We start from the raw sequence: 20,402 nt of genomic DNA, 5'->3' as shown, positions 1-20,402 counted from the left end.
CAATCGCTACCATTGCGTTGCGCGAGTAATTGCTTCTCTAGCAAGAGTTAATCGTTTTTCAATTTCGCCCAACTCACTTTTTAAACCCAGGCTAAGCTGAGTGTCTGTATTCTCCAGGCGTTCAAGAATGGCCTTGCGTTGCGCTGTTAGGCGGGTGATTTCTTTCTCTAAATCCCTCACAAAAGCCTGCCGCGTTGTTATCATATTGAGATAATATTTGTTTTTTTGCACGGGCTGTGGGCTTTCCAGGCAGCATAAAGCAACCAGGACATTTATTTTTTGATGTATTCTTTGGGCGAGATAATGACCGCTATACTCACTTTGATGTTTAGCCAAAGCGTTAAGATCGGCTTTTATGTCATCCATAAATGCCGCAGGATTTGCCTCTGCAGATAAGCGAAACAGTCCTTTTGGCAATAATTTTATTGGAAGCGTGCGCCCCAAAGAACCCATTTTCCATTCAAGTTCAGGTAAACGAGCTTCCAACTCCTTTAACGATGTCGCAATACTCATTACTTAGGCGGCAGCGACATCGGTTTCTAGCTGGGTATTGGCGCGACGGGCTTGCAGCCAGGAGCTAACAAAGGGTGGTAAACACATTAGTATTAATCCAAAAATCAGCGTAAGTTCATAACGACTTACCGAACCAACATTAATACCTTCTGGAGGCATAAAACTGACGACTAATGTTGTTAAACAACCAATTATGCCAACTCCTCCTACAAAAAACATTCCTGTCAGACCACCAGGAATGCGGAAAGTACGAGGATGTTCTGGTGCACTGAAACGCAACTTCAATGCAGCGATGAACATCAGTAAATACATGAGCATATAAAGCTGCGCTGCTAATGCAGTTAATAGCCAATATGAGCCGTTAACTGAAGGCATAAATAGAAATAAAGCGGAGAGAATAGTCACAATAACCGCTTGGGTTATCAGCATAACTACTGGTGCACCATGGCGATTGGATTTTTGAAACAATTCAGGCAAATTCCCATCTTCAGCAGCAACCAATAAACCTTTAGTAGGAGCAATAATCCAGTTACTAACACCTCCTAATCCGCCCATGACTAACATAATAGCAACCACAGGCATAAACCAACTCATATGGTATCTAGCAAAGAAAGCATCGAAAGCCTGCATAATCCCGGCGACCAAATTAATATCATGTTGGGGCAAGACAACTGCAATCGCTAAAGAACCCAAAATTAAGGTACTTAAAATAATGAGTACAGAATAAATTAAAGCGCGTGGAAAGGCATATTGTGGATTATGAACGTCATTTGCGTGTACTGTAGCAATTTCAATTCCACAAAAAGACATCATAATTGCGGTCAATGACACCCATATCGATTTATCCTGCCAATGGGGTGTAATACTTGCCGCATCAAACTGTACCTGCAAAGGATTACCGCCAACAATCCAGAGAGACCCTAAACCAATAATTAAGGCCATCGGTAAAAGCAAGCCTGAAAGAGCACAAATGTTACTGAACAAAGCAGAAGAGCGCATACCGCGTAAATTTATTAATGTTGCGCCCCAAAAGGAGCTGACGATAACCAGCCAAAGAAAATAGGGATTACTAGCCATAGAGGGGTTAATTAAATAGCCTATGGTTCCGGCCACAAACGATAAAATAGTAGGATACCAAATGACATTTTCAATCCACTGCAGCCAAATCGCTAAAAATCCTGTTTTTTTACCAAACGCCTCTTTTACCCAAATATAAATTCCTCCCTGTTTTGCCCATCCAGAAGCTAACTCTGCAGAGACCAACGCAGTGGGGATTAAAAAAAATAGAGCACCTAAGATGAAAAAAGAAATCAATTGACTTCCAAATAGGGCGGTAGCTGGCAAATTTCGAATACTATCGACAGAGCCAACAGTAATCATAGTCAAACTAAAAATAGTTAACGCGTGTTTTTTACTGCTCATTGCATTCCTTCTCTGCTGTTCCAAAATACTTGCAAAAGGTCATTGTAACGGGACAAGCTTAAGATAACCTTAATAATCGTGTAAAAACTAAACAAAAACTGCCTTTACTCTACGATAAACTAGTGATTTTGTAAATTATGAATACGACCCGTGCAAGAAAAATAATCAGCAAGGTAAAAATCATTGGATCTTATCACAAGACGTTGGTCTCAATGAGGCGAATCTTTAAATTTTCGCTTCTAAAAGCAATTGCAGACATGCCTGGGTAAACTTGATAGGATTACAAAACAGCAACACGAGGATGTGTTTAATGAGACATGGATTATTAACGTTAGGAATTGGATTCGCTGTTTTTCTTTTCTCTCTAACAGGTTACTCGCAAAAAAGCGAAAAACCCCGCTTTTGCCAGAATGCTACAACCCTCTTTACTAATGCCACTTTTATTACTCTCAATCCCAAACAACCTCTGGCCAAGGCCGTTGCAGTGAGTAAACAACGATTGGTTGCCGTCGGCGATAAAGAAACATTAATGAAACAATGCCGAGGTAAAAACACACAAGTTATTGATTTAAAAAATGCGGTGGTAGTTCCTGGTTTTATTGATACGCATTCCCGATTTATACTTTACGGATGGCTTTTTGAGCACGCACTTGATTTATCAACCACCAATGTTTTTCAACACCCCGATTGGCGTGAAATAAAAACAACTGAAGCTTTTCTCGATGCCTTAAAAAATAGAGAGGCCAATGCAGATGGTTGGCTTATTGTAAATGGCTATGACCCCCTACGAATGCAAGGAGCTGGTTTAAGTAAAAGCATCTTGGATAATTTATACAACAATGTTCCTGTGCTAGTGTTTTATTCATCTGGTAATCAGATCCTTGCAAATCAGGAAGCCATTAAAAAAATTGCCACATTAAGTCATGCAAAGCAAATCTCAATTGATAGCAATGGGATAATTCGTGATAAATCCTTTCAATTACTATTGACGGATCTTATTAACAAGGAAGCAGCAATCCATGCTATACAAATCGCCGCTCAACAATACGCCCAACAAGGTTATACTACGGCCACAGAAGCAATGGTTAATCCAGCGTGGGTTCCCCTCTATGAACAATTGACAATGCAATCCGCATTTCCGGTAGATATCATCTTAACGCCAAATACTCTTGCAGAGAAAAAGCAGATGGATCTTATTTATCAGGATAATCCGCGCCTGTATGCTGGAGCCTGGCTTATCCAAGTTGATGGTGCAGCTCAAGACAGAGAGGCCTTCTTTACCTTTCCCTATCTCCAATCGATGGCTCATCCAAACACGAGTTGGCCCGAAAATCTAAAAAAAACACCGCGAGAATTAGATAAAATGCTTGCAACTGCAAGAAAAGAAAAAGTAGCTGTCGCTTTGGAGTGTAATGGGGATGCCGCCGTTGATTTGACTTTAAACCTTATTAATAAAACCCAACTGATCTCAAGCCCCACACCGCTTCGTGCAATTATCATTAATGCCCCTTATGTCCGGATTGACCAAATACAACGCATGCAACAATTAGGTGTAAAAGTTAGCTGGTTTGCTCCACATTTTTATTTCTGGCATAGCAGTTTATGCAATCTTCTTATGAAGCCACACCAAAATTATCCTGGGCTCTTCCTGGCAAGTGCAAAAGAGATTATGAAGAATTTAAGTGTGCAAGCTAACGCGCCATCAACCCCACCAATTCCTCTACAAATCATGAGGCAAATCACTTCTGGACAGGCACAAAACTGGTTGAGCAAAGAAGAGCCATGCACACAGGGAGCCTCATCTGAAAAAATTACCTTGCCTGAAGCATTAAGCGCATTTACTTTTGATGCCGCATTAGTTTATGGTCTTGGCAGTGATAAAGGCTCAATTGAATCAGGAAAACTTGCTGATATGACAATACTCAGTGGTAATCCACTTCAAGCGAATAGTTTGCAAGATATTAAGGTTCTTGGAACAATTTCCCGAGGAATACTACGTCTTAACTCCCCATAAGCGCTATTGAATCTTAAATTTATATGCTTAAATAAACGTTCGGCAATGGAGTTGCATTTGCATATACTCTTAAACATCTCTTCCAAAAAAAACAATAATGAATAACAGCTTCCTTTTTCACGTTTTTATTTTCCTGGCGGCAGCCTGCGTTATCGTGCCACTTGCCAGCCGGTTCAAATTGGGTTCAGTTCTGGGTTATTTAATAGTTGGTATTCTTATTGGTCCTTTTGGTTTTAACTTGATTGCCAATGCAGAACAAATTATGCATTTTGCTGAGTTCGGCATCATCATGATGTTGTTTCTTATAGGGTTAGAATTAGAACCAGAGATGCTGTGGAAATTACGCAAAGCCATCATTGGTCTTGGGGGACTACAAGTTATCCTCAGCATTTTCTTTTTAATGGGAATGGGTATTTTTCTAGGTTATGAGTGGCGAGTGAGCTTAGCCATCAGTATGGCTCTGGCGTTATCTTCTACAGCGCTGGTTTTACAGATATTGCAAGAAAAAAATCTCATGCACACGATGACAGGCGAAGTCGCTTTTGCCGTCTTGCTCCTTCAAGATATTGCTGTTATTCCAATTCTTATTATCATGCCCATGTTAATTACTCCAGGTACTGCAACTGGGACGATTGATCATTTTGATAAGTTATCAGGCTGGACACATGCAGGATTAATTGCCGGAACTATTGTGATGGTTATATTAATTGGCCATTATTTATCTCGTCATTTTTTCTATATCATTGCGCGAACTAACCTACGTGAAGTTTTTACTGCGACTTCCCTAGCATTAATTATTGGTATTACCTTGTTAATGGAAAATATCGGTTTATCCCCTGGACTTGGGGCTTTTTTAGCAGGCGTTGTGTTAGCTAACTCAGAATATAAGCGTACATTAGAAACTGACATTGAACCGTTTAAAGGCTTGCTTTTAGGATTATTTTTTATCTCAGTAGGGATGAGCATGAATTTTGAACTTCTTGCTCAGCAGCCAATAAAACTATTAGGTATCGTTTTCACATTACTTATAATTAAAATGTTTGTCCTCTTAATTTTAGGTCGTGCGTTTGGATTAAGTAAATTACAAAATATTGCATTCACCCTACTCCTTTCCCAGGGCAGTGAATTTGCATTTGTTTTATTTCAATTTGCACTCACTACCCATGTGCTGAATGCTCAGCAAGCCAATCTATTTACGCTAGCCGTAGCCCTTTCCATGGCAACAACCCCTTTTTTAATGCTAATTTATCAATATCTTATTGTCCCGCGCTTTTTAAGCATGTTACCTCCCGATAAATTTGATGATATTGCCGAAAAAAATCCTATTATCATTGCAGGCTACGGTCGCTTCGGACAAATTATAGGTCGTTTTTTAAATGCTCAAGGGATTGAACTAACCGTTTTAGAAAACGACCCGGAACAAATTGAACAGCTACGTAAATTTGGATTCAAAGGTTATTTTGGCGACGCCTCCCGCCTCGATTTATTAAAAAATGCAGGCGCAGCACATGCTAAATTGCTTATCATTGCAGTTGATGATCCAGACACTTGTTTGGAAATAGTTAAATTAGCAAAACAAGAGTTTCCACAACTAAAAATTTATTCGCGGGCGCGTAATCGTCGACATGCTTATGAATTACATAAAGCCGGGGTTGATTATTTTAAACGGGAAACCTTTGACTCTTCCTTAAGCATGGCCCAAGAAATTATGAAATTTTTAGGTTACAGTGAAAAAACTTTAAAAAAGAAAGCTCAAGCCTTTTCGCAACATGATGAAGTTACTTTACAAAAATCATTTGCATTTTTTGAAAAGGAACATGAAATGATTAATCTTTCAAGGCAGGCGCGCGGTGAGTTAGAACGAATTCTTCAAGAGGATCAAAGTGCTTCATGAAGATAGAAGCCAGAGCTCCTATCTTCATAGTCACTATGATTTTTGCTGATTAAATCGAGCAACACTGGAAACAATTTCTTGACGAGCTGCTTCCGGGCCATCCCAACCATTAAGTTTAACCCATTTTCCTTCCTCTAAATCTTTATAATGTTGGAAGAAATGTTCAAGAGATAACAATAGATGACGGGGTAAATCACTGTAAGTCTGCACTGACTCATACATTTTAGTGAGTTTATTTGTTGGGACTGCTAGTAACTTGGCATCAACACCCGCCTCGTCAGTCATTTTCAGCATGCCAACAACGCGACAAGGAATTACTGCGCCATTAATTAACGGAACAGGAGTCACTACCAAAACATCTACTGGATCACCATCTTCTGACAAAGTATTAGGAATATAGCCATAGTTTGTAGGGTAATACATCGCTGTCGTCATAAAACGATCGACAAATAAGGCGCCTGTTTCCTTATTTACCTCATATTTTACCGGTTCTCCGTGCATCGGAATTTCTATAATGACATTGATTTCGTTAGGTATATCACGACCACTTTTAATATCCATTAAACCCATTTTGCACCCAGTTTTAATTTGAAAGACGGGGTATTATGCGCAAAACCATTCTAAAAGGCAAAATTAACCGAATAGATAGAATATAAAGACAACTATCTATTTCGTTTTCAAATTCGGTAATAAAGGTAGTAAGGCCTAAACATGAATATCAACCTTGAATTAGAGTCAATCTGAACTCTAACTCTAGGTTTCGGGATGTGTTCGTGGAATCCGTAACGTGGAAAATCAAAAGTTTTCATGCATAGGCCTGCAAAAGATAGTGCTAATACTTTTTTATCAAGACCAACTCGAGGTATAATCACAGGTTAAGCCAAAATCATCAGGATGAGTATGAACTGCTTGTTTTGTAAAATTGCATCAGGGGAAATCAAGGCTGATATTGTCTTTGAAACGCAAGAAATTATTGTGATTCGCGATATCAAACCGCAGGCACCAATACACCTATTACTGATCCCCAAAAAGCATATTGCTACTATCAATGATGCGGACAGTCAAGATGAGCAATTATTAGGTCGTATGATTCTTACGGCAAAAAATATGGCAAAAGTTGAACAACTAAGCGAAGATGGATATCGATTAGTTTTTAACGTTAATTCCGGTGGCGGGCAGGAAGTTTACCACATTCATTTACATCTATTAGGTGGCCGACAGATGACTTGGCCACCAGGCTAGGATCCATACAATGCAGGAACTATACACAAAAATATTAGAACGAATTGGTGAAGACCCTGAACGAGAAGGGCTAAGAGATACTCCTGAGAGAGCAGCAAATGCATTACTTTATTTAACCAAGGGCTATCACGAAAGACTTGATGAAATAATTAATGACGCCCTTTTTGAATCTGATATGAGTGAAATGGTTATTGTCCGTAACATCGAAATGTATTCCATGTGCGAACACCATTTGCTGCCCTTCCTTGGAAAATGTCATGTAGGTTATCTTCCCAATGGTAAGGTATTGGGGCTATCTAAAGTTGCTCGTATCGTAGATTATTTTGCCCGTCGTCTGCAAATTCAAGAGCGACTAACTACTGAGATCGCAAGTTGTATTGAGTCCATCACTGGTGCACGCGGTGTCGCTGTAGTCATGGAAGCGAAACATCTTTGTATGATGATGCGTGGCGTTGAGAAACAAAACTCCGTCATGACAACTTCTGTCATGCTAGGAGAAATGCGCAACAACCCTTCGAGTAGAAGTGAATTTTTGCAATTAATTAATAACTTGTAACGTCCCAACCGTCATCCTGAATCGGCATAAACCATTTAAAGAATCAAGTGGGGGGGTACGGTAACTCTTAAAAATACTATCCAAGACTTATCCTAATTGTCATTAGAACAAGAAAGGGGCTTAAAGCCCCTTTTTTTATTCCTCTTCAGTTGAGGAGTGCGTTGTGTCAGCAATTTCCGATTCTGTAACTTCACTGTCCGCAGTCTTTGGCTGATTAGACTCTTCTTCATTCGCTTTTGCAGGCGCTTGTGGCTTATCCTTCCACTCTAATTTCACACGCCCTTGTTTATCAACCCCAGCAACAAAAACTTCAATTTCCTGGCCTTCACTTAATACTTCTTCAACTTTTTGGGATCGATCACTACAAATTTGTGAAATATGTAAAAGACCATCTTTACCAGGCAATAAATTAATGAAAGCACCAAAATCAACGATTTTGCTTACCTTACCCTTATAAGTTTGCCCAACTTCAATTTCTGCCACCAAAGCCTTGATCTGGCGTTGAGCTTCCTCTAAAGCTGCTGCATCTGGTGAAAACAGTTGTACAGTACCACTGTCATCAATATCAATGGAAACACCGGTGCTTTCACTAAGTCCTTTAATTGTTGCACCACCCTTACCAATGACGGTTCGAATTTTATCTTCTGCAACCTTCATTGTCGTAATGCGTGGAGCGTGCTGCGACAATTCTTCACGGTGTTCTGACAGTGCATTATTCATAACGCCAAGAATATGTATACGACCGGCTAAAGCTTGATCCAGCGCCTGCGCCATAATTTCCTTGGTAATACCCGTAATTTTTATATCCATTTGCAATGCAGTAACACCCTTTTCAGTACCAGCAACCTTAAAGTCCATGTCACCTAAATGATCTTCGTCGCCAAGAATATCGGTTAATACTGCAAATTGCTCCCCTTCTTTAATAAGTCCCATAGCAACCCCTGCCACAGGTGCTTTTAGAGGAACACCAGCATCCATGAGAGCCAGACTAGTGCCGCATACGGTAGCCATTGAACTAGAACCGTTTGATTCTGTAATTTCTGAAACAACGCGCAACACGTAAGGAAACTCACTGGCTGACGGCAATACTGCCATTAAACCACGCTTTGCCAAACGACCATGCCCAATTTCTCGCCGTTTGGGACTCCCTGTTGCACCGGTTTCTCCAACAGAGTAAGGAGGAAAATTATAATGCAACATGAATCTGTCTTTTGTTTCTCCAGTTAATAGATCAAGAATTTGTGCATCTCGTTCATTTCCGAGCGTAGCAACCACAATGGCCTGAGTTTCTCCTCGAGTAAACAGGGCAGAGCCATGGGTTCTTTCCAAGACTTTTGTGCGAATAGCAATTGGTCGTACTGTTTTTTGATCACGACCATCAATACGAGGCTCGCCATCAAGAATACGCTGACGCACAACGTTTGCCTCTAAAGCACTTAACATATCGGCGGCAACCGCAACATTGAGTTCTGGTTGTTCAGTGAGCAATGTATCAACAACTGCTTGTTTGACTTCAGACAGTTTTTGACGACGTTGCATTTTATCTTTAACCAGATAAGCATCCGTTATTTGCTTTCTTGCTAATTCAGAAATACGAGATTGTAATGCCGTATCAACTGCTGGAGGTGTCCAATCCCAGGCTGGCTTTCCAGCTTCTTTTGCCAACTCAATGATACCTTTAATAACGCCTTTCATCATTTCATGACCAAATAAAACTGCGCCCAGCATTATTTCTTCACTGAGTTCACGTGCTTCTGATTCGACCATCAAAATAGCGTCAGCCGTTCCGGCAACAACTAGATCTAAATCTGATTGAGCAATTGTTTTATAACCTGGGTTTAAAAGATAAATACCATCCTTATAACCTACTCTTGCCGCACCAATGGGACCTTGGAATGGAATGCCAGAAATCGCTAATGCAGCCGATGCCGCAATCATTGAAACGATATCCGCGGGAACTTCAGGATTAAGCGACATGACAGTAGCAATAATTTGTACTTCATTGTAGAAATTATCAGGAAACAGTGGACGTAATGGTCTATCCATTAAACGTGAAACCAGTGTTTCATGTTCACTAGGACGCCCTTCTCGCTTGTTGAAGCCACCAGGGATTTTCCCTGCAGCAAATGCTTTTTCCTGGTAATTAACAGTCAATGGGAAAAAATCACCATTCTCAGGTGCATCTTTTTTTCCTACTACGGTAACAAGTACCTGAGTACCATTCATACTGGCAAATACAGCACCATCAGCTTGTCTTGCTATTTCACCAGTTTCCAACACAAGAGTATGCTCGCCAAAGCGTATTTCTTTAGTGATTTTAGCCACGTAAGTTCACCCCTTTAAAATTCGTAATAATGAAAAAAAAGGCGCAGAAAACTGCGCCTTTCATTCTAACTAAAATAGTGCGTAAGTTAGTCCCATTAATATGGTTCCAACTATTAATAAGAATCTCGCAAACCCAGATTCTGGATCAAAGACTGATATCTAGCTTGATCAGTTCTTTTTAAGTACTTCAATAACTTGCGACGCTTGTTTACTAATTCTTGCAAGCCACGTCGGGAATGGAAATCTTTCTTATGATCTTTAAAATGGTCAGTTAAATACTTAATACGACCAGTCATCAGAGAAACTTGAACCTCGGGTGAGCCAGTATCTTTATCACCACGTTTAAATTCATTAACAATTTCTGCTTTTTGTGCGCTAGTTAGCGACATATTCACTCCTAGAGATAAGCCAAGTGTTCTTTTAAAGGGAAGCATTCTATCAAGGCATGCTCACAGACACAAGTATTAGTTAATAATTTGTGCAATTTTTATTGAGATGGCTTCAGGCTAATTTAAACTTAAAAAATAGCCGTCATTGCTTGCTCTGTCAATAAACGCTTGACCACAAGCCCTTCTGCCAGGAAAGTCCCCAAGCCTATAAATTGCCCTATTTCATTATGAAGACGTACACAGTCCTCAACATTTTCTTTTCTGTCCTTAAGAATCTTTCCTTGTCGTAGGGCAACTATCTCAGAGTTATCTAGCGTTATTGCTGGAAAATGTTTAACGGCGTACTCCATGGGCAATAAACAAGCTGATAATTCCGAGGTATTTTTATTTTGTAACTCATCCAAACTGTACATTACTTCTTTGCTGAATCCTGCCGTATAAAGGCGATGCAGTTTTGTAATATGAGCGCCTACCTTTAGAAAATCACCAATATCTTCCACTAAATTTCTAATATAGGTTCCCTTGCTACATGAAACTGTAATATCAAAACTCTTCTCATTAAAAGAAGTTAGTTCGAGTTGATGAATAATAATATCACGAGCTTCTCTATCAATGCTCACGCCTTCTCTTGCATATTTATATAAGGGGACGCCCTTATGCTTTAAGGCAGAAAACATTGAGGGAGTTTGCTTGATACAACCAGTAAATAGCGAAATTGCATCACGCAACTGTGTTTCGGAAACAGTAAAAAAAGGCTGTTCGGCAATGACATCGCCTAAGGCATCGCCGGTATTCGTTTTAATGCCTAACAGTGCTGTTGCTTCATAAGATTTATCAGCATCCAAAAGATACTGACAAAATTTTGTAGCCTCACCAAAACAAATAGGCAGCATGCCCGTAGCTAACGGATCAAGACTGCCCGTATGTCCTGCTTTCTTGGCACGATAAAGCCTTTTTACCTTTTGCAAAAGTGCATTCGAGGAAAGGCCTTGAGGTTTGTTAACCAGCAAAATACCGTTGATAGGTTGATTACAATCAATCTTGCTCATTTTCACTTTCTGGTGGATTGGCCTCATCGATTAAACGACTTAGCCGTCTCCCATATTCTATTGATTCATCATAAACAAAATGAAGCTGCGGGACAGTTCGCAATTTAACTGATCGAGCCAAGGCCGTTCTTAGATAGCTGGCGGCTGCATTCAAAATAGAAGACGTTAACTGAATATCACCATTCAACACGGTAAAATAAACCTTTGCATGGCCTAAATCCGCAGCTACCTTTACTGATGAAATAGTAACAAAAGCAGGCAATCGTGGATCTTTTATTTCTTGTTGAATTATCTGCGAAAGTTTGCGTTGCATCATTTCTGCAACGCGATCTGTTCGCTTAAAGTCATTACTCATAAATCACGCTTTATTTCGATAGTTTCAAAAACTTCTATTAAATCACCAGGCTTAACATCATTATAGTTCTTCACACCAACACCGCACTCAAAACCTTGGCGAACTTCAACAACATCATCTTTAAATCGGCGTAAAGATTCCAAGGTACCTTCGTAAATTACAACGTTATTTCTAAGTACGCGGATAGGGTTATTACGTTTAATCACACCTTCAACCACCATACAACCAGCAATTGCACCTAATTTAGGTGAGCGGAAAACATCACGTACTTCAGCAATACCAATGATCTCTTCTTTAAATTGCGGAGCCAACATACCTGTTAGGGCACCCTTCACCTGATCCACAATGTCATAAATTACACTGTAGTAGTGCAGCGAAACTGACTCTTGCTCGGCCAGACGTTTTGCACCGCTGTCGGCCCGTACGTTAAAGCCTATCAAAATTGCATTTGAGGCAATTGCCAAATGCACATCAGATTCTGTGATACCACCGACACCGCTGGCGATAATTTCAACTTTCACTTCATCAGTAGAAAGCTTAACCAGAGCATCCGCAATTGCTTCTACAGAGCCTTGAACATCGGCTTTCAAGACAATATTCAATACCTTGGCTTCAGCAGAAGTCATATTTTCGAAGATGCCTTCTAAGGAAGATTTCTGTCTTCTTGCCAATTTAACATCACGGAATTTACCTTGACGGAATAAGGCCACTTCACGAGCCCGCTTCTCATCTGGGACAACAACAGCTTCATCACCTGCGTGAGGAACAGCTGATAAACCCAGAACTTCTACAGGGATGGAAGGGCCAGCACTATCTACTAAACTACCATTATCACTCACCAAGGCCCGAACGCGTCCATATTGCAGACCGGCCAAGAGGATATCTCCTTTTTGTAAAGTACCACTTTGTACTAATACTGTAGCTACCGGTCCGCGACCTTTATCAAGACGTGATTCAATGACCACCCCTTTTGCCGCGCCATCGGTAGGAGCTTTTAATTCCAGTACCTCAGATTGTAATAAAACAGCATCTAGAAGTTCATCAATTCCAAGCCCTGTTTTTGCAGAAATCTGCATAAACATGGTGTCACCACCCCAAGACTCAGGAATTACTTCATAATTAGATAATTCATTCATTACACGATCAGGATCAGCATCAGGCTTATCCATTTTGTTAACAGCAACAATGATCGGTACGTTTGCAGCTTTAGCATGCTGTACTGCCTCAATAGTCTGTGGTTTCACACCGTCATCGGCAGCAACAATCAAAATAACAATATCAGTCGCCTGAGCTCCACGAGCACGCATGGCAGTAAATGCAGCGTGGCCTGGTGTATCAAGGAATGTTATGTCTCCTTTAGGAGTACTCACGTGGTAAGCACCAATATGTTGCGTGATACCACCCGCTTCCCCTGCAGCAACTTTCGTACGACGAATATAATCAAGTAGCGATGTTTTTCCATGGTCCACATGCCCCATGATGGTAACCACGGGAGCGCGGGACTCGCTGTGACTTCCTGTGTTAATAACATCGCCAAGATTATCCTCAATTGCATTTTCTTTCAGCGCACGAGGTTTGTGTCCCATTTCTTCGACAACAATAACTGCTGTATCTTGGTCAATAACCTGATTAATGGTGGCCATTGCACCAAGCCCCATCATGACTTTAATGACTTCGGCAGCTTTTACTGACATGCGCTTGGCCAGTTCAGCAACTGTAATCGTTTCAGGAAGTAACACTTCGCGAATAACAGGGGCAGTTGGCATAGCAAAACCATGTGTTAATGCTTCTTCTGCTTCTCTATATTTATCAGATTTTTCAGTACCTTTACGCTTTTTGGGTTTGCCTCGTTTAGGACGTCCCTGCATGCGCTCATCTTCGTCTTGTTCAGGAGCCATGTATTTGTTGCGCTTTTTCCCTTTTCTAAAATCAGAGTCCAGTTCGGTTTCTTTCTTGTCCCCATGCTTTTTCTTGCCAGCTTTTTCGGCTTTCTCTTCGAGTAAATTAATAGGCTCTTCAACAGGTGCTACTTCTGCTACGATCTCTTGGGCTTCAGGTGCAGCTGTTTCTTGAATTGTATCAACAGGCTGTGCAAGCGCTTCTGCAGTTGGCTCAACTTGTTCTGCTTGCTCAACTTGCTCTTCTTGCAATGGGGTTACTGGTGTTTCTTCAACAGGAGTTGTTGCTTGAATATCAGCCTCTGTCTCCATTTCTTCAACTGGCAGAGCGTGTTCTAATTCCACTTCAGACTCTGCCTCTTGCTGATCAAGCAAACTACTTCGTTTGACGTAAGTTCTCTTTTTACGCACTTCAACGTTGACTGTTTTACCAGTATGCACATCATGACCCACAGTAACTTGAGTAAGACTTTTTCTCTTTAAAGTAATGCGTTCAGGAGTCGAACGAATTTCCCGATTTGAACTGCCTTTTAAATAACTCAACAAAATTCGCTTTTGGTCTTCATTAACCGTCTGATTATCATCAGTAAAGGCTAGTCCTGCTTCCTGTAACTGGTCCAATAGGCGTTTAGCAGGGATCCCAACGACTTGAGCCAATTGTTTAACCGTCACATCCGCCATAATTTACCCCCTTTCGGCAATTTTCAAAGAAATTGCTCTAAATTCTAATGCTACAAGCTTTATAAATGCTCTAATCAAAATTGCATGTGCGTGCTTTTTGATAATCCCGGTAATTCAGAGCAGGATTAACAATAACCTCCTGCTCATACAATTTCTATCTCGATCATTTGATTACTGAAACCACGGTTCACGTGCTTTCATGATCAGTTCGGCAGCTTTTTCTTCTGTCATGCCATTAATATCAAGTAATTCATCTACAGATTGCTCGGCAAGCTCATCCATTGTAGTTATTCCTTTGGCAGCAAGACTATTGGCCAAAGCATCAGTCATTCCTTCCATGCTTAGCAGTGACTCAGACGGTGTGCCGGGCAACCCTTGGCCTGAGGTTAACGCTTGCGTTAACAAAATATCATTAGCGCGATTTCTTAATTCATCAACAATTTCTTCATCGAATTCTTCAATCGCTAATAGTTCTTCCTTAGGAACATAAGCAATTTCTTCTAAGGATGAAAAGCCGTGAGTAACAAGAAGACCAGCAATTTCTTCATCAACTTCCAGTGCGGAAGTAAATAAATTAATAATTTTACTAGACTCTTCCTGACTTTTATTATTGAACTCTTCCAAGGTCATTACGTTTAATGTCCATCCGGTTAATTGACTTGCCAATCTAACGTTCTGTCCACTACGACCAATTGCTTGTGATAATTGTTCTTTTTGAACAGCCAAGTCCATAGTGTGACTGTCTTCATCAACAACAATTGAGGTAATATCAGCGGGCGCCATCGCATTGATAACCAATTGCGCAGGATTGTCATCCCATAAAATAATGTCCACGCGTTCGCCACCCAATTCGCTGGAAACAGCTTGAACACGAGCTCCACGCATACCTACACATGCACCTACAGGATCAATACGTCCATCATTCGTTTTAACGGCAATTTTAGCTCTATTGCCTGGTTCACGAGCGGCAGCTTTAATTTCAATAATATTTTCACCAATTTCTGGTACTTCTATTCGGAATAATTCAATCAGCATTTCGTTACGAACTCTGCTTACAAATAATTGTGGCCCTCTTGCTTGAGGAACAATTTCATATAGATAAGCACGGACGCGATCATTTGGTCTAAACATTTCATTGGGCAATGTTTCATTGCGAGGCATAAAGGCTTCAGCTTTACCGCCTAGATCAATAATAATGTTATCGCGAGTAACTTTCTTCACGGTTCCGTAGATTAGTTGTCCTAATTTATTTCTAAATTGATCAACAACTTGCTGTCTCTCTGCTTCTCGAACTTTCTGCATAATAACTTGGCGTGCCGTTTGTGCAGCAATTCTACCAAATTCAATAGAAGGCATCGGTTCTTCGATTCGCCCTCCAATTGATATCGATGGTGAACGCTCTTTTGCTTGAACCAAAGTCAGTTGCCTTTCTGGAAATTCCAATTCATCGTCAGCCACCACATCCCAATAGCGAAATGTTTCATATTCGCCAGTTCGTGGATCCAATTTAACTCTGACACCAATATCTTTGTCTGTCAGCTTACGAGTAGCAGATTCGAGTGCTGATTGGATAGCTTGTAAGACAACATCTTTGCTTACACCTTTTTCATTAGATAATGCTTCAGCAACTAATAACAATTCTTTACTCATTGTTCGCCCTCACTCGCCTGTCAAATTTGCTTTTACTATTTGGGTAAATTGCACTTCTAGCTGCTCGTCACCAATTTTCAATGTTAAAGTATCGTCATTGGCCGCAATAATGGTACCAGATAAATTACGATTACCATTAATTGGCTTAAATACTCTGACATGAACATCATGACCTAGGTATTGTTTATATTGCTCTTTATTAAAAAGAGGACGAGGAATCCCAGGAGAAGATACTTCCAAACTGTAATTCCCTGGAATCGGGTCTTCGACATCCAGAAATGCGCTGACTTGTCTGCTGACTCGTTCACAATCTTCAATGCCAATACCATTTTCTTTATCAATATAAATACGCAACAAGGAATGTTTTCCCTGAGCGAGGTACTCACAGCCCCACAATTCGTATCCTAAATCCTCAACTAGAGGTTTTAATAATTGTTCAAGTTCGTTTTTTATCATATGTTACTCGGCTGCCTACTGCTCATCGATATAAGTAGGCCCTATTTCGAAATGATTATAATCTGAGTCATCGTGATGAACCTGGCGCGCCTAGCATTACTCTTCCACCTTATGCAGATGTCATCCAGAGAAGTAGGTGGGGTAACATCGTCCGACTGATTGCTTCAATCGTGCATTACCATATTAAACATAATAAAAAACCCCATAAATGGGGTTTCTAATAGTGGTAGCGGGGGCAGGATTTGAACCTACGACCTTCGGGTTATGAGCCCGACGAGCTACCAGGCTGCTCCACCCCGCATCAACTGAGGGCAAGTATACTCATCCTCACCCTAGTTATCAAGCTTTTTTTAATCTTAAGCAGCCTTTTGCAATTTATCAGCAAATTTAAAAATACTGACAAGCTAAATATAGTAACGATTGTGAGAGTATATTTACATTCCTAATTATCAAATGCTTTCTTAAAACATGGAGGAAAATAATAGGAAAGGGGCTTGCAGCATTAATATCCTAAACCTAACTACTGCAGTATAGACTATTTTAAATTTTTTTCTCACCCTCTATTTTTCCCACTAATTATTCACTCTATTGCTATTAGCCATCTATAATGATTATATATTAATCATAATGAATAATATTATGTCATTCGAAAAAGAAATTAATGGCCTCTCTGATGTTGTTGGCAAGCAAATTCCTGGAGATAAATTAGGTCTATTCTTACAAAAACTTGATGATCTTGAATATCGAATTTGCCTTAACATTAATAATCTATTAAATAAAACTTTTGACCCAAGAATACCATTAAAGGAACAAAAGGTTTCTGTGTCTCTAAAAGAACACAACGATTTATTGATCAAGATTGCCTCTTTGCGTGAAGCTGGTTTATTACAATATAGTGCGCTTTCCAAACAGGAAAAAAGTGTAGTTTGGCAAAATTATTTACTGGACGGTAGTAAAACTAAAGGCGCTCAAAAGGGTACAGAAAAATCCATAACCAATTTTCAAGAACGATGCGAAACGTTTGAGGGTTTGACAGAACTTTTTAAGAAAAATGATGCACAAAAACTCAGCTCAATCTTATTTTCTGATTTATTTCGACTCATGAAATTTGAATCAGGCTACCATTTGCTTACTAAAATTAGGAGCCATCTTGAATCAGGGAAAACCATTGACCTAACGCAGCATGAGGATTATTCGGCTCAGCTATTCCCAGAGAGTCCCAGAAATGCCTTCGCAGCGCAAACCCAGGAGTCCCGAGAAACAGTAAGAACTTTTGCGGAGTATGATCTCGATAAATTAAAACGTCATTATGTTAAAGATAAAAAATCTAATGACCCGCGGGGTAGTGAAGGTTTGCTTGATAAAGTAGTTGTCACTGTACCACAGTCAAGGAATATGGAAATCATTCTCGGCCATTTCGACAATGGTAAAATTGCTTACTCTATATCCCCTTCTTACCGTGCGCTTTTTCATGAATTGACTCATGCTCACCGTGCTCTGAAGGGAACGCATAAAAGACGATTCGAGTTACCTAAACAATTTGGGATATTTTTTAGCCGTAATGCAGAGGAGTTGTGGACTATTTATCTAGGTAAGACCAGTGAAAGAGCCTTAAGTAAAGATGATAAACTCCCTACGCGATTAACTCATTCTTCATTTACCTTATATGAACATCATGGGCAATTGGTTGCCTCTTTAGATTCAAGACGAATTGATCGGGCAGAAATGAAAATGTTAAATCAAAAAATACAAACTGAAATTCTGCGTGATAATAAAAAATTTAATGGAGTAATGTTTAAAGGTAAAAATAAACCTGGCGATGATCGACTAGAGATTGATCTTAGCGGACAACTTGGTGCATTTACCTTTGAAAAAGGTTGTGCCACTCTACTTGCTTATCATGCAAAAATTTCGAAAAGTGCATTTAATGGTGCCGACATATCCAATAGTCGTTTTGTGGAAACAGAGGCTTCCCATTCTAATTTTACTAAATCCATTTTACACTCAGCCACTATAAAATCATCCAATTTAAATTCATGTAAACTTGATGATGCTCAGGTGCACAGTGCAACTATTGATCGCAGTCATTTTGATCAAGCATCCTTCAAGAAGGCAATTATTTTGTCGTCGTCAATAACTCAATCAAGTTTCGCGGGATCGACCTTCGTTCAAGCACGAATTGAAAACGTTATTTTTGAAAATATAGATTTTAGTGACGCTACATTTAAAGATGTTATATTCAGGAATGTTATTTTTAGAAATTGCAACTTCAGCCACATATCAGCGACCAAGATGAAAATGCTTGATTGTCACTTTGAAAATGTTTCTTTTGAATCTGCTACGTTAAGTAACTCAGAAATCTCATGTAATCCTGAAGAATACTTGGCATTAAATACCCAGAATGCTGACATGCTTACTTGTTCTTATTCTAATCCTTCATCAACTGGAAGTGAGGATTCTCTTGACCGCACTAAGAAAATTTAAATGCCTAGAGTCAATCAAGAGAATGAATTGTTTAAGATGCAAATGCGTTAATGCAAGCTGAAATCAAGCCCGCTGGAAATATACCTAAAAAGAGCAGTGCCAGACAATTAGCAGAGAATACCAAATTCATAGGTGTTGAGAATTGTAGTTGATTAGCATCGGTAGCTTCATCAAAATACATAACCTTGACAATGCGAACATAATAATAGGCACCCATTACAGCAAAAATCAATCCTAGCACTGCAACCCAAGTTAAATTCACATCGACCAATGCCTTAAGCACCAGTAGTTTGGTAAAGAAACCGACGGTTGGCGGCACGCCGGCCATGGAAAACATGATAATTAACATCATAAATGCAATCCAAGGATTTCGTTTATTTAATCCTTTCAGATCATCAACTGCTTCTATTTCCACACCATTTTTTGACATCAGCACAATTAAACCAAAAGCAGCAACAGTCATAAGTGCATAAACCAAAACGTAATAAAGTGCTGCGGCATAGCCAGCTGCAGTAGCTGCCAGTATACCAAATAATGCGTAGCCGATATGAGAAATAGCAGAATAAGCCAATAATCGTTTAATATTTGATTGGGTAATAGCTAGCATGTTCCCTAAGCCTGTAGATAATAAGGCCATTACGATCAATAGTTGCTGCCATTGAGCAGATGCATCAGGCAGTGCCAGTGTAAGTAGACGTAATCCCATTCCGACAGCAGCAACCTTAGGTGCCGTACTTAAGAAAAGAGTAACGGAGGTGGGTGCTCCCTGATAAACATCTGGAGCCCACATATGAAAAGGCATGGCGGCCAACTTAAATCCGACACCAGCTAAAATAAATACCAAAGCAAACGATAGGAGCATGTTTTGTTGCTGCCAGTTAGCAGCAACAGCATTAGCTATATCAAGTAAATCAAGTTTACCGGTTGCTCCGTATAGCAACGATAAACCATACAATAGCATTCCAGAAGCAATCGCACCCATAACAAAATATTTCATTGCAGCTTCTGCAGCATCGCTATTTGTGCGTCGTATAGCTGTCATTGCATAGAGTGGCAAAGAAAGCAGCTCCAAGCCAAGATAAATTGTTAATAACGAATGAGCAGACACTAAAACCATCATACCCAGAGTTGAAAACAAACCAAGGATATAATAATCCCCAGATGGAATTTGGCGTTCATCAATATAATTTCTAGAATAGAAGAAACCTAGAAATACACATAAATAAATGAATAGCTTCATTAACTGAGCCATATCATCACTGATAAATAAGCCACCTAAAATAGTAGTTTTAAAACTACCCAGAAAAAGAAAACTGACCCCAGCCGCTAAAATCAAACCAATTTCCGCAATAATAAATGCGATAGATTTATAGCGGTGACGTAAAAAAAGATCGCCCAGCAAGGCAACACAAGCCGTAATGAGCACAATCATTTCTGGCAAAGCAATATGTAGATTCTCTAGTAATGCTGTCAT

At 39.9% G+C, this 20,402-nt stretch carries 15 protein-coding genes, 1 tRNA gene and 2 pseudogenes; 5 read left to right on the top strand and 13 right to left on the bottom strand.

Going from position 1 to position 20,402, the window contains the following annotated elements; translation table 11 throughout:
• Positions 1 to 6 precede the first annotated feature (6 nt).
• Entirely contained in the window at positions 7 to 513 is a 507-nt protein-coding gene (locus PXX05_RS14960; RefSeq protein ID WP_275088987.1) for a hypothetical protein, read from the bottom strand.
• A 3-nt stretch (positions 514 to 516) separates the two neighbouring features.
• Positions 517 to 1,935 (bottom strand): APC family permease, encoded by a 1,419-nt coding sequence (locus tag PXX05_RS14955; RefSeq protein ID WP_275088986.1) that lies wholly within the window; start codon positions 1,933 to 1,935, stop codon positions 517 to 519.
• Positions 1,936 to 2,245: 310 nt separating this feature from the next.
• Here PXX05_RS14955 and PXX05_RS14950 point away from each other — a divergent pair, with 310 nt between their 5' ends.
• Together PXX05_RS14950 and PXX05_RS14945 are read left to right on the top strand one after the other, a co-directional pair.
• Positions 2,246 to 3,949, top strand: coding sequence for an amidohydrolase (locus PXX05_RS14950; protein WP_275088985.1), 1,704 nt, complete (start codon positions 2,246 to 2,248; stop codon positions 3,947 to 3,949).
• Between the two features lie 97 nt (positions 3,950 to 4,046).
• Positions 4,047 to 5,843: a monovalent cation:proton antiporter-2 (CPA2) family protein gene (locus tag PXX05_RS14945; protein WP_275088984.1), complete on the top strand. Its 1,797-nt coding sequence runs from the start codon at positions 4,047 to 4,049 to the stop codon at positions 5,841 to 5,843.
• A 33-nt stretch (positions 5,844 to 5,876) separates the two neighbouring features.
• On the opposite strand, the gene ppa is transcribed toward PXX05_RS14945, so the two are convergent.
• Complete coding sequence (ppa, locus tag PXX05_RS14940; RefSeq protein ID WP_275088983.1) at positions 5,877 to 6,413, bottom strand: inorganic diphosphatase; 537 nt, start codon at positions 6,411 to 6,413, stop codon at positions 5,877 to 5,879.
• Positions 6,414 to 6,743: 330 nt separating this feature from the next.
• On the opposite strand from ppa, the gene PXX05_RS14935 reads away from it, so the two are divergent.
• Entirely contained in the window at positions 6,744 to 7,085 is a 342-nt protein-coding gene (locus PXX05_RS14935) for a histidine triad nucleotide-binding protein (RefSeq protein ID WP_275088982.1), read from the top strand.
• A 10-nt stretch (positions 7,086 to 7,095) separates the two neighbouring features.
• Positions 7,096 to 7,641: a GTP cyclohydrolase I FolE gene (gene folE, locus PXX05_RS14930; protein ID WP_275088981.1), complete on the top strand. Its 546-nt coding sequence runs from the start codon at positions 7,096 to 7,098 to the stop codon at positions 7,639 to 7,641.
• A gap of 135 nt (positions 7,642 to 7,776) precedes the next feature.
• On the opposite strand, the gene pnp is transcribed toward folE, so the two are convergent.
• The 9 genes and pseudogenes from pnp to PXX05_RS14890 form a co-directional block, all read right to left on the bottom strand.
• Positions 7,777 to 9,966, bottom strand: coding sequence for a polyribonucleotide nucleotidyltransferase (gene pnp, locus PXX05_RS14925; RefSeq protein ID WP_275088980.1), 2,190 nt, complete (start codon positions 9,964 to 9,966; stop codon positions 7,777 to 7,779).
• Positions 9,967 to 10,079: 113 nt separating this feature from the next.
• Positions 10,080 to 10,355, bottom strand: coding sequence for a 30S ribosomal protein S15 (gene rpsO, locus PXX05_RS14920; protein ID WP_275088979.1), 276 nt, complete (start codon positions 10,353 to 10,355; stop codon positions 10,080 to 10,082).
• 128 nt (positions 10,356 to 10,483) lie between these two features.
• Positions 10,484 to 11,404, bottom strand: coding sequence for a tRNA pseudouridine(55) synthase TruB (gene truB / locus PXX05_RS14915; protein WP_275088978.1), 921 nt, complete (start codon positions 11,402 to 11,404; stop codon positions 10,484 to 10,486).
• Positions 11,391 to 11,759, bottom strand: a complete 369-nt coding sequence (gene rbfA, locus PXX05_RS14910) for a 30S ribosome-binding factor RbfA (protein WP_275088977.1) — start codon at positions 11,757 to 11,759, stop codon at positions 11,391 to 11,393. Before rbfA ends, truB begins: the two co-directional genes overlap by 14 nt.
• Positions 11,756 to 13,756: pseudogene (gene infB, locus PXX05_RS14905) on the bottom strand (translation initiation factor IF-2); the annotation flags it as partial. The gene rbfA and the pseudogene infB, both read right to left, overlap by 4 nt.
• Positions 13,757 to 14,028: 272 nt before the next feature.
• Positions 14,029 to 14,338 (bottom strand): annotated as a pseudogene (locus tag PXX05_RS15180) (translation initiation factor IF-2 associated domain-containing protein); the annotation flags it as partial.
• Between the two features lie 171 nt (positions 14,339 to 14,509).
• Positions 14,510 to 15,988, bottom strand: coding sequence for a transcription termination factor NusA (gene nusA / locus PXX05_RS14900; RefSeq protein ID WP_275088975.1), 1,479 nt, complete (start codon positions 15,986 to 15,988; stop codon positions 14,510 to 14,512).
• Positions 15,989 to 15,997: 9 nt separating this feature from the next.
• On the bottom strand, positions 15,998 to 16,444 hold the full coding sequence (rimP, locus tag PXX05_RS14895) for a ribosome maturation factor RimP (RefSeq protein ID WP_275088974.1): 447 nt from the start codon (positions 16,442 to 16,444) through the stop codon (positions 15,998 to 16,000).
• Between the two features lie 224 nt (positions 16,445 to 16,668).
• A tRNA-Met gene (locus PXX05_RS14890) sits at positions 16,669 to 16,745 on the bottom strand.
• 338 nt (positions 16,746 to 17,083) lie between these two features.
• On the opposite strand from PXX05_RS14890, the gene PXX05_RS14885 reads away from it, so the two are divergent.
• The gene (locus PXX05_RS14885) at positions 17,084 to 18,928 is read left to right on the top strand and encodes a pentapeptide repeat-containing protein (RefSeq protein WP_275088973.1); all 1,845 of its coding nucleotides are present in this window, start codon (positions 17,084 to 17,086) and stop codon (positions 18,926 to 18,928) included.
• A 31-nt stretch (positions 18,929 to 18,959) separates the two neighbouring features.
• On the opposite strand, the gene nuoN is transcribed toward PXX05_RS14885, so the two are convergent.
• The gene (gene nuoN, locus PXX05_RS14880; RefSeq protein WP_275088972.1) at positions 18,960 to 20,402 is read right to left on the bottom strand and encodes an NADH-quinone oxidoreductase subunit NuoN; all 1,443 of its coding nucleotides are present in this window, start codon (positions 20,400 to 20,402) and stop codon (positions 18,960 to 18,962) included.

Origin of the sequence: Legionella cardiaca, assembly GCF_029026145.1 — a bacterium.
Lineage (GTDB): Bacteria > Pseudomonadota > Gammaproteobacteria > Legionellales > Legionellaceae > Tatlockia > Tatlockia cardiaca.
The sequence above is the reverse complement of the archived record's forward strand: the minus strand, read 5'-3'. Positions and strand labels throughout refer to the sequence as shown.